General features: G+C 52.1%; 11 protein-coding genes. 7 read left to right on the forward strand and 4 right to left on the reverse strand.

Features of this window, described 5'->3' with window-relative positions:
- Window positions 1-150 precede the first annotated feature (150 nt).
- On the reverse strand, window positions 151-363 hold the full coding sequence (rpsU, locus tag Q1K24_RS07695; protein WP_092913660.1) for a 30S ribosomal protein S21: 213 nt from the start codon (window positions 361-363) through the stop codon (window positions 151-153).
- 99 nt (window positions 364-462) lie between these two features.
- Here rpsU and Q1K24_RS07700 point away from each other — a divergent pair, with 99 nt between their 5' ends.
- Together Q1K24_RS07700 and purN are read left to right on the forward strand one after the other, a co-directional pair.
- Entirely contained in the window at window positions 463-1,881 is a 1,419-nt protein-coding gene (locus Q1K24_RS07700; RefSeq protein ID WP_300368395.1) for an NAD(P)H-hydrate dehydratase, read from the forward strand.
- 11 nt (window positions 1,882-1,892) lie between these two features.
- Window positions 1,893-2,513 (forward strand): phosphoribosylglycinamide formyltransferase, encoded by a 621-nt coding sequence (gene purN / locus Q1K24_RS07705; RefSeq protein ID WP_300368398.1) that lies wholly within the window; start codon window positions 1,893-1,895, stop codon window positions 2,511-2,513.
- A gap of 38 nt (window positions 2,514-2,551) precedes the next feature.
- Here the strand turns inward: purN and Q1K24_RS07710 are convergent, their stop codons facing one another.
- The gene (locus Q1K24_RS07710) at window positions 2,552-4,501 is read right to left on the reverse strand and encodes a methyl-accepting chemotaxis protein (RefSeq protein ID WP_300368401.1); all 1,950 of its coding nucleotides are present in this window, start codon (window positions 4,499-4,501) and stop codon (window positions 2,552-2,554) included.
- 65 nt (window positions 4,502-4,566) lie between these two features.
- Between Q1K24_RS07710 and Q1K24_RS07715 the strand changes: the two genes are divergently transcribed.
- Window positions 4,567-4,746, forward strand: coding sequence for an aldo/keto reductase (locus Q1K24_RS07715; RefSeq protein ID WP_300368404.1), 180 nt, complete (start codon window positions 4,567-4,569; stop codon window positions 4,744-4,746).
- A gap of 109 nt (window positions 4,747-4,855) precedes the next feature.
- On the opposite strand, the gene rmuC is transcribed toward Q1K24_RS07715, so the two are convergent.
- Together rmuC and Q1K24_RS07725 are read right to left on the reverse strand one after the other, a co-directional pair.
- The gene (gene rmuC / locus Q1K24_RS07720) at window positions 4,856-6,316 is read right to left on the reverse strand and encodes a DNA recombination protein RmuC (protein ID WP_300368407.1); all 1,461 of its coding nucleotides are present in this window, start codon (window positions 6,314-6,316) and stop codon (window positions 4,856-4,858) included.
- A gap of 139 nt (window positions 6,317-6,455) precedes the next feature.
- Window positions 6,456-6,914 (reverse strand): hypothetical protein, encoded by a 459-nt coding sequence (locus Q1K24_RS07725; RefSeq protein ID WP_300368410.1) that lies wholly within the window; start codon window positions 6,912-6,914, stop codon window positions 6,456-6,458.
- A gap of 98 nt (window positions 6,915-7,012) precedes the next feature.
- Between Q1K24_RS07725 and Q1K24_RS07730 the strand changes: the two genes are divergently transcribed.
- The 4 genes from Q1K24_RS07730 (at window position 7,013) to Q1K24_RS07745 (ending at window position 9,993) form a co-directional block, all read left to right on the forward strand.
- Window positions 7,013-7,942 carry a WYL domain-containing protein gene (locus Q1K24_RS07730; RefSeq protein ID WP_300368413.1) on the forward strand — a complete coding sequence of 310 codons (930 nt, stop codon included), beginning with the start codon at window positions 7,013-7,015 and terminating at the stop codon, window positions 7,940-7,942.
- Between the two features lie 43 nt (window positions 7,943-7,985).
- Window positions 7,986-8,243 (forward strand): hypothetical protein, encoded by a 258-nt coding sequence (locus Q1K24_RS07735; protein WP_300368416.1) that lies wholly within the window; start codon window positions 7,986-7,988, stop codon window positions 8,241-8,243.
- A gap of 71 nt (window positions 8,244-8,314) precedes the next feature.
- Window positions 8,315-9,439, forward strand: coding sequence for a trypsin-like peptidase domain-containing protein (locus tag Q1K24_RS07740; RefSeq protein WP_300368419.1), 1,125 nt, complete (start codon window positions 8,315-8,317; stop codon window positions 9,437-9,439).
- 2 nt (window positions 9,440-9,441) lie between these two features.
- Window positions 9,442-9,993, forward strand: coding sequence for a YqiA/YcfP family alpha/beta fold hydrolase (locus Q1K24_RS07745; RefSeq protein ID WP_300368422.1), 552 nt, complete (start codon window positions 9,442-9,444; stop codon window positions 9,991-9,993).
- The last annotated feature ends 75 nt before the right edge of the window (window positions 9,994-10,068 follow it).

Here is a 10,068-nt window from a genome sequence, read left to right on the forward strand (position 1 = left end):
GAGTGTTGAGTGTTGAGTGTTGAGTGTTGAGAAGAATGGATTGTCGACGTTTAAAAGGAGATAAAAAGGAGCGAAAGCGACCTTCCTACATTTTACATTTTCAATTCTCAATTCTTCATTGAGAAGACGGCCCCTTTCGGGGCCTGCCGCTTAGAGACGAGATTCGTATCGGCGCAGCATGAAAAGACGCTTGAGCAATTTCTTGCGTGCAGCGATTTTCTGCTTTTTGCGCTTCTCGGTCATCGGCTCATAGAAGCGTCTTGCACGAGCCTCCGTGACGATCAGGTTACGATCGACCTGCTTCTTGAATCGGCGATACGCCTCATCAAACGACTCGTTTTCGCGTACGAGGATGCCAGGCATACTGACATCACCCCCTTTCGGTGAATTTTTGCGAGCGAAATTATAGCATAGTTTTGTTATTATATATCGATAAGAGTGAAGAGCGAGAGGGATGATGCCATGAAAAAAGTTTTCGAACACTGTTACGATCTCGACAGGCGTTGTTATGAAAAATACAATCTGACCGAAGATATTCTGATGGAGCACGCAGCCGAAGCGATGGAACGGCATATCCGCGAATTCCATGGTGAAAAAGGCCGCATTCTGATTATCGCCGGTCCCGGCAACAATGGAGCCGACGGTATCACCCTTGCACGGCTGCTGCACGGCGATTACGAGATATCTCTCTATCTGCCATATGGCGCAAAATCCAACATGGCAAAGATTCAACTCGAACGGCTCTGCCAGCTTGGGCTCGAACCGGTGCAGGCGCTTCCCTACCATGCCGACATCATTGTCGATGCGCTCTTCGGCGCAGGCTTTGCGAAATCTCTCGACACCCGGGGCATGGACCTTGTCGATACGCTCAACAGCATAGACGCCTATAAAATAGCCTGCGACATCCCCAGCGGTATCGACCCCAAAGGCAATCCCAACCCCATTGCATTCAAAGCCGATACCACCATCACGATGGGGGCACTGAAAACAGCACTCTACAGTGACCACGCCAAGCCCTATGTCGGCCAAATCGAAGTGGCGGCGCTTGGAGTCAGCCGCAGAAACTATGAACACCATACCGACACGTTCCTCCTGGAAGAGAAGGATTTCAATCCTCCCATTCGCACCAATCCCGCATCGCATAAAGGCACATATGGCCATCTATGCGTGATCGCCGGAAACAAACGGGGAGCCGCCGTGCTCTGCGGACTGGCAGGCCTGCGTTTCGGTGCGGGCCTGGTCACACTGATCAGTGACCGCAGTATCGACAATCTCCCGTTTTCCCTGATGCAGAGCGGGACTCTTCCCGATACCACGAGTGCCATCGCCATGGGAATGGGCATGGGGTACGAGTACGATCCCATTCTCATCAAAAGCACCATTGTCGAAGAGGATATCCCCATTTTGATGGATGCCGATATGTGTTATGTGCCCTGGATCAAAACCCTTCTCGACACATGCAGCAAAACGATCGTCACCCCCCATCCGAAAGAGTTTGCAACGCTGCTGAAAACACTCGAAATCGATGAAGTGAGCGTCTCCCAGATTCAAAAAGACCGGTTCGGATGGGCCAAACGATTTTCGGAACTCTATCCGAATACTGTTCTGATTCTAAAAGGAGCAAATACCCTGATTGCACATGAAGGCATCATCTATATCAATCCACTGGGAAACCAGGTGCTTTCCCAGGCAGGCAGCGGCGATCTGCTCAGCGGTCTCGTCGCTTCACTTCTCGCTCAGGGATACACACCGCTCAATGCCGCCATCAATGGCTCGCTCGCCCACGCATTCTGCGCACGGCACTATGAAGGTGCAGATTTCAGTGCCACCGCCGAAGATCTGATTGATGTGATTCGCACACTTGCAAAAACCGCACCCTGACCACGGATTATTTGAAAACACATCCAGCCGAAAAGGAGCTGAAACGATTGCCTGAGCGTGCAAAAATAGTCGTACTTTTCAGCGGAAAAGGGACCAATCTCGAAAATCTCATCCGCCATTTTCATCATCAAAAGTTTGGTGACACGGAAACCGAAATCGTTCCGATTACAAACAGGCCGGATGCGGAAGGAATCCTGCGTGCGAAACGGTATGGTATCGACACGGTCGTTATCGACCATAGGAATTACAAAAACAGAGAGTTGTTCGACACCAAACTGGTCGAAGTCATCCGCTCGCATTCTCCGAAGCTTGTCGTAATGGCAGGATTTATGCGAATCCTGACACCGATATTCACATCCCAAATCGAGGCGATCAACCTCCATCCCTCCCTGCTGCCTCTTTTCAAAGGGGCCAATGCGATCATGCGGAGTTTCGAAAGCGGCATGAAGGTGGGCGGGGTCACGATTCACCGTGTTTCCCAGGAACTCGACAGCGGAGAGATCCTGGCACAGGCGTGTGTCGGGATAGCGGAAGAGGATACGCTCGAAAGCTTTACACGCAACATTCAGGAGACAGAGTATCGTCTGCTTCCGGAAGTGGTCAAAAAGCTGCTGAACCTCCCCGATCCATAACCTGAAAAAAGAGATGACACCGATGTCTCAAGAGCGCATCAGACTCTCTTCGCTCCGCAGAAACGGATGCCATGAAACTTCGGTTCGCTCTGATAGACCACTTCGAAACGGATATTGTCAATCCCGTCGATCGCCTTTTCGAATCGCACGGTCCCACGCAGGCCCGGCAGCCCTTCTATGTTGCAGCGGCTGTCGGGTTCGATGCCGTAAAATGAGATACCGTTTTTCGAAATATCGAAGATGTAACCACGCTCGTGTACACCGTTTTCGTACTCGATCGATATTGCCACAGGAGGCGAGACTATCGTTCGGGGCATCATCCGTTTGTTTGTCACCGTTTCGAACCCGTCACTGAGGACTTTCAGTTCGGCACTCTCTTCCGAAATCATCGCGATGACCGATTCCACATTTTTCGTGCTCTCGATAATGTGTCTATTGCCTTCCGTCACCGCATCGAGCTGCTTGAGGATCTGCGCAAATGCTTCATACTCTTTGGTAAACTCTTCGCCAAAATGGTTCATCGTGCTGATCGTTTGTCGCTGCGTCGATTCGATCTCGGTGAAATATTCCCCGACACGCTCCGAACTCTCCTGCAGACGTGTGAAGAACGACTGGGTATGGGTCGCATTCTGTACGACCCCTTCGATATTTCGGACCATCGACTGAATAATACGCCGGGTATTGTTCGCGTTTTCCATCGAAACTTCCGCAAGTTCTCTCACCTTGTCTGCGACGACGGCGAAGCCGCGTCCATGTTCGCCAGCCCGCGCCGCTTCGATTGCCGCATTCAGTGCAATCAGATTCGTCTCGTCTGCAATTTCCGATATGAGTTCGATCGTTTTGTAGACATTTTCGGAAAATCCTTTCAGCTCCTCGATCGACCGGATCGTTCCGGCAAGGGCCTCGGAAGCCTGTGCTGTCTCTTCCGCATTCTGCCGCATCTGCATCTGTCCGTTTTCGATAAGACGCACCGATTCGTCCACATGGGACACCAATGTTTCAAGCTGACTGCTGAGCGTCTGATTCATATCTCCGATCGTTTTGAGACTCTGCGCGACATGCTCCACTTCGTCTGTCTGATGCATGACCAATTCATTCGAAGCTTTCAACCGAACCAGTCCATACGAGGCTTCAAATGCAACATTTTTCGACTGCGACACGACCCTGCCGATAACCGGACGCAATACATCGACCATCTGCTTCAGATGTCTGAAGAGTTGATCGATCTCGTTTTTGCTCGTTTCATCGATATCGGCATCCTCTCCCAGAATATCGTCGATGGTAAATTTGCCCTTCTCGACCCGCAGAAAAACCTGAAGCAGTTTTTCGAGCCGTTGCGCAATCACCTTTTTGAAAAGCAGATGGATCACCAGCAGAACGACAGCGATATTGACAAACCAGTTCAGGAACGAATAAAGAAGATTGCTCTGCAAAGCCGCCTCATAGTCACTGAGATCGATTCGCGCCGACTCGATCGCGATGACATCCCCGGGTATCCAGGTCGGGTGGCAAAGCTTACACCGCTCTTCCGCAATCATCGGCTTGGAGAGCATGAAGTAGGATTTGCCCTCATGCTCCACCTGCTGGATATGCTCTTTGCTTTCTTTGTGCTGCTGGAAGTAGTCGATGGTCTGTGCTTCGAAAGGAAGTGCCTTGTTCTTGGGATTTGTCGGTCTCTTTGAAGCCTCTTTGAAAAAGACTTTTCCTTTACTTACTTTGGTAAATCTGTCAAAAATCTCATTCTGTATCATCTGGGGAACTTCCGGAGACTCACCGGAAAAAAACTTTTCATTCCGACTCTCGAGCAGAACATCGGCGAAATTCAGGATACTGACCGCTTCACTATAGAGATTTTGGCGCAACGCTTTTTTGTTCTCCTCGAACTGATACCAGTAAATCGCTGTCGATATAATGATCATCGCCACCGCAATCAAAATGGAAAACATCACGGAGAGGCGCTTGTTCCTGATAAATTCTGGAATGTACATCGATTTTCCCCTTTGGATCTTATGCGTCACAAAATATTATTATAATATCGACAAAAAGAGATAATATGAAAGATTTATATTTCGGTTTTGGCACATACCGTATCCGTGTCAAAAATCCGAAGTATATCGAGGCATTGACATATGCTCTCGAACGCGGTATTCGACTAGTTGATATATCCACCAACTATGCCGGCGGCGATGCGGAACGTGCCGTCGCTCTGGCATTGACAACGCGCTGTCATTAACGTAACAGAACATGCGACAAGCCCATGTTTTGGCAGGAGTTAATCCCAAATTTCCGAAAGTACTGGTTTTTGAGATGATGCGGCACAGGATTTCAGGATCTGCATCATATCAGTCGGTCGTAGGCAGCTGATCAAGTTCCGCCTCGTCCGCCAGCTTTTTGGACATCTGTTTGCTGGCTCGGGCACCCAACTCCCGCAATCCTTCGACCTGCCGCACAATGTTTCCGCGCCCCTCGGTCAGCTTTTTCCATGCACCCTCATAGGTTTTCTGCACCGTGTCGAGCTGCTTGCCCACCCGCTCCAGATCCTCGGCGAACGAAACAAACTTGTCGTAGAGGGCTCCGGCACGCCGGGCGATCTCCAGCGCATTGCGATTCTGCCGCTCGTGGCGCCACGTGTTTTCCACGGCACGCAGTGCCACCAGCAGCGTTGTCGGACTCACCAGAACGATATGTTTGGCAAACGCTTTGTCGTAGAGTGTCGGATCGGTCTGAAGCGCCAGCATCAATGCACCCTCGATCGGCATAAACATAAAGATGAAGTCGAGGGTGTTGATTCCCTCGAGAGCCGTGTAGCTTTTGTCGCTCAGTTTCTCGATATGGTTTTTGACGGCATCGAGATGATGCTTGGCATAGAGCGCTTTCTCCTCGTCGTTCTCCGCGTTCACATACCGCTCATACGCCACTAGCGATGTCTTCGCATCGATAATGATATCGCGGTCGTCCGGAAGATGGACGATGACATCGGGCCGGAAACGTCTCTTCTCGCTGTCCTGCAGGCTGACCTCTCGTTCATACTCCTCTCCTTCGCGCAGACCCGATGCCTCCAGAACACGCTCCAGCACCATTTCACCCCAGATACCCTGCTGCTTGCTCTCGCCCCGAAGGGCCCGCGTCAGGTTGACGGCATCTTCGCTGATCTGCCTGTTGAGATCTTTGAGGGTTTTGATCTCGTTGAGCAGTGTCGCCATCTCTTTCGTCTCGTCGGTATGGACCTGTTCGATGCGCTTTCTGAACTCGCTGACCTGCTGCTGGAGGGGTTTGAGCACCTGCTCGACACGCTCTTTCGAAACGGTCCCGAACCGCTGGCTGTTCTCCTCCATGATCTGCGCAGCAAGCACTCTGAACTCTTTCTGCATAATCTCTTTGGCCTCTTTCAGCTCCCGGAGGCTTCGCTCCGCCTGCCTGCGCTCCTCTTCGATACGCGTATGTAGTTCGCTCACCTCTTTTTCGAGGGTTACATTGCGGCGGCGCTCTTCGTCGAGTGCAGCTTCGAGTTCATCCAGAGCCGCTTCGAGCATTTTCAACCGTTCCACACGCTCGTTGAGCCTGGCGTTTTCAACGCGGCTCATCTGTAGTTGATTATCAAGTGCTTCGTTCTCCTCTTTCAGTGAGAGGATAGAGTCTTCGGCATCTTCCATCCGATCCCGTGTCTGTGTCGCCAGCTCTTCAATCTGCTCTTCATAGCGTATTCGCTGCCTCCGAAGCACCAAGTAGGCAGTCAGCGCCAGAAGTATGGTCCCTGTGACAAATCCGGCGGCAAAATAGATCCATATCAGCGGAATCTGCATCGGTCAAACCTTTGGTAGTGGAATGGCATGAGGAATAATCAATGATAGAGGATTGTCCGGAAGCCGTCGTGTCCGGTTGACACAGGCGGATAGAATCGATATGTTTGCTGTAGCCCTGTTCTGATTTGCTGCCTGAAACCTATTTGACAGCCTCCTGCACCACTTTGACAATTTTGCGCTTGATATCTTCGATCTGATCGAGCTGGCGTTCGATATGATCCGCTTCTGCAGCCATCTGTGCCTCCAGCTTCCCGATCATCTGCTCCAGTTCGGCAATCCGTTCATTGAGTTTGTGATTGATCGTCCGCTCATGCTCGAGCTCCCGACGGATATCGCCGAGGTGCTTGAGCCGCTCAAGCAGTGACGCCTTTTCCACGTACTCCTGGTTGAGTGTCGACTCCAGCTCTTTGAAACGGCGCTTGAGAGGTCTCAGCTCCTGTTCCAGCTCTTCGTTGGCCTGCAGCAGCTCATCGATTTCGACCTGGAACATCGCCTGCCTGCGATCCGCCTTGCTCCGTGCCAGTATATATCCGGCAACAAACGCGATGATGGCGCCGGCGCTGATTCCCAATAATAAAAAAACAAACTCTTTTCCCATGACTCGGTTGCCTTCTTCCAAATTAGAGGTATTTTAACACAATTTCATTACAAATTGCTTGAGTCTTCTGCTGGAACATAATATGCTTGTCGCCACGCATGAACAAATCGCACGACTACGACAAAATTCTGACTAGGCTGACGACAATTCTTCAGCGTCTTTACAGTGGCGAAACACTGTGCGTTGCGGATCTGGCCGAGGAGTTCAATGTCTCGACCAAAACGATCCAGCGCGATTTCAACGAACGGCTCATCCGCTTCCCTATCGAAAAGAGTGGCCGCTGCTGGCAGATGCGGGCAGGGCACCGGCTTGAGAAAGTCCAGGACATTGACAACCTGTTGACACTGCAGATTCTCGAAACGATCGCCACCGGCGTCGGAAGCCGCTTCGCCGAACGTTCCAAAGCGCTTCTCGGAAAACTGAAAAACGACACCGCCGTTCCGATACAAAGCCACCTTCCCATCGAGGATATCACGTCTCACAGTGCCCTTTTCAAACGGATTGAAGAGGCTACTGTTTTGACCCGTTCGCTGCAGTTCGTCTATCACAACAAACCAAGAATCGTCCACCCCTATCGCATTGTCAACTTTGACGGCTACTGGTATATGATGGCATACGAACCGGCCAGTGAGCTCGTAAAAAAATTCTATATCAAAGAGATTGCCGATGCTGTGGTTACAGATGAGACTTTCGACCCCAATCCGAGCCTGCGCGAACGTATTTCCGGCGCACTCAACGCCTGGTTCGATCCCAATCTCGAACCGTTCGAACTCCATCTTCTCGCCAGGGCCCCGATCGTCAAATATCTGGAGCGCCGCCCGCTCAGTCCCAATCAGAAAATCGTCGCGAGGCATGCCAATGGAGATATCGAAGTAATCCTCAAGGCAACAACCATCCGGGAAGCGCTGGATATTGTCAAATCATGGATGCCTGATCTGATCATTCTCACTCCTGCCGAAACCCGGAAAGCATTCGAAAATCTTCTGAAAAAAACGCTCGACATACAAACCGGACACGACGCCGTCTGACACCTCCTCTATCATGACACTGTCCAGACAAGGAGGTGTCACAATGGATTCTATAAACAGGATGTCGGCCAACCCCTGGATACTCTGGGGATCATTTGCGGCAGGATTCGTTCTGCCTTTCGTTTTTTTGTTTTTTCTTCTTCTTGCCGCGTTTGCCGCCTGGCGAGCCGTCTGCAATGAATACGAGGATGTTGGACACTACTGGATGGAACGTGCGGAAGAGACAACGGAGAAGATGCATCGCAAATATTCCCCTACTTTCACGCTCGAGCCTCCCCTCTGTTCCGCCCAGGCAGTCTGAAATGCTATAATCGCCGAAAACCGGTGCCGTTTGCGGCAGCGGTGCATCCACCGATTAGGAAAAGGCAATTCATGGACGATCGATATATCCGACGGCTCGTCGCTACGGCATTCGCGGCGATGCTACTGATGCTTTTCTGGCAGAGCCTGCCCCTCATACAAACACTTCTCATCACATCGGAGGCGCAACCCCGTCCCGTCACTCCCCGTGGGAATCTCGCCGAGGATGAACAGGCCACCATCGAACTCTTCGAACGTACCAAAGATTCGGTTGTCTACATCGCCACCGCCAAGGCGGTCATCGACCCGTGGACTCGCAATATCTACAATATTCCCCGTGGCACGGGTTCCGGTTTTGTCTGGGACGATCTGGGACATGTCGTCACCAACTGGCACGTCATCGAAGGGGCGAGCGAAGCACGTGTCCGCCTCAGCGACGGACGGGACTATCCGGCTGTGCTCGTCGGCGCTTCCCGTCGCCACGATCTTGCCGTCCTTCGCATCAATGTCCCGATCAAACGCCCGAAACCTGTCATAATCGGCACCAGCCACGACCTGAAAGTGGGGCAGAAAACCTTCGCCATCGGCAACCCGTTCGGGCTCGACTGGACGCTGACCACCGGTATCGTATCGGCGCTTCACCGATCGATGACGGAGAGAACCGGTGCCGTCATTCACGATCTGATCCAGACCGATGCCGCCATCAACCCGGGCAATTCCGGCGGTCCCCTGCTCGACTCTGCCGGACGCCTGATCGGTGTCAACACCGCCATTTTCAGTCCATCGGGCGCCTATGCCGGCATCGGGTTCGCCATTCCGGTCGATACCGTCAACCGCATCATCCCGCAGCTTATCGCCTACGGCAAATACCTTGAACCCTCACTTGGCGTCGTCACGGACGAACGGCTCAACGAACTGGCACAGGCACGCCTCGGTTTCGACGGCGTGATGGTCATGCGGGTTCTTCCCGGCTCTTCCGCAGCGAAAGCCGGGCTGCGGGGTGTAGTCATCTATCCGGATGGATCGATCGATCCCGGTGACATCATCGTCTCCATCGACGGCAAACCGATCCGATCGGTCAGGGAGATGGACGACATTCTCGAAAAGCACCGTATCGGAGATGTCGTCACCGTCGAAATTGCCAGAGGCGGCCGGATCTTCAAAACAGAACTGATGCTCGAAGCACGAAGGGGATAGCGATGGTACTCTACATTCACGGATTCGCCAGCAGCGGTCGGGGTTCCAAAGCCTGGACCGTCCGTCAGCACTTCGGTGCCCACGCCATGGCACCTTCACTCTCCTATGTACCCGAACTGGCTTTCGACACACTCACGCAGCTGGTGGAACGTTTTCTGCCCCACGAACCGATTCACCTCATCGGTTCGTCTCTGGGAGGGTTCTATGCCGCCAACCTGGCTGAGCGATACGGCCTTAAAGCGGTGCTCATCAACCCTTCTCTCAAGCCCTACGAAACACTCGCCGCCTATACCGGTGAAGTCAAAAATTTCTATGACCTTTCCGCTTTCGAATGGAACGAACGCCACATCCAGACCCTCGAATCCCTGGCCCTCGGTCCCATCAAAACCCCTGGGAACTATATGGTGCTGCTGCAAACCGGTGACGAACTGCTCGACTGGCACGTCGCCGCAGAAATGTTTCAGGACGGCCATATTTTTATCGAAGAGGGAGGTTCCCACGCTTTCGAAGGATTCGAAAATCATCTAGCGGCAATTGAAAAGTTCTTTAGCTAAAAAGCAGAAAAGTGGCAACTTTATAGAGATACCGCTTCCAAAGGCAGATTAAAAAACGGTACTGCTCGATGTATG

The sequence above is a fragment of the Hydrogenimonas sp. genome (assembly GCF_029932565.1).
Classification (GTDB): Bacteria; Campylobacterota; Campylobacteria; order Campylobacterales; family Hydrogenimonadaceae; genus Hydrogenimonas.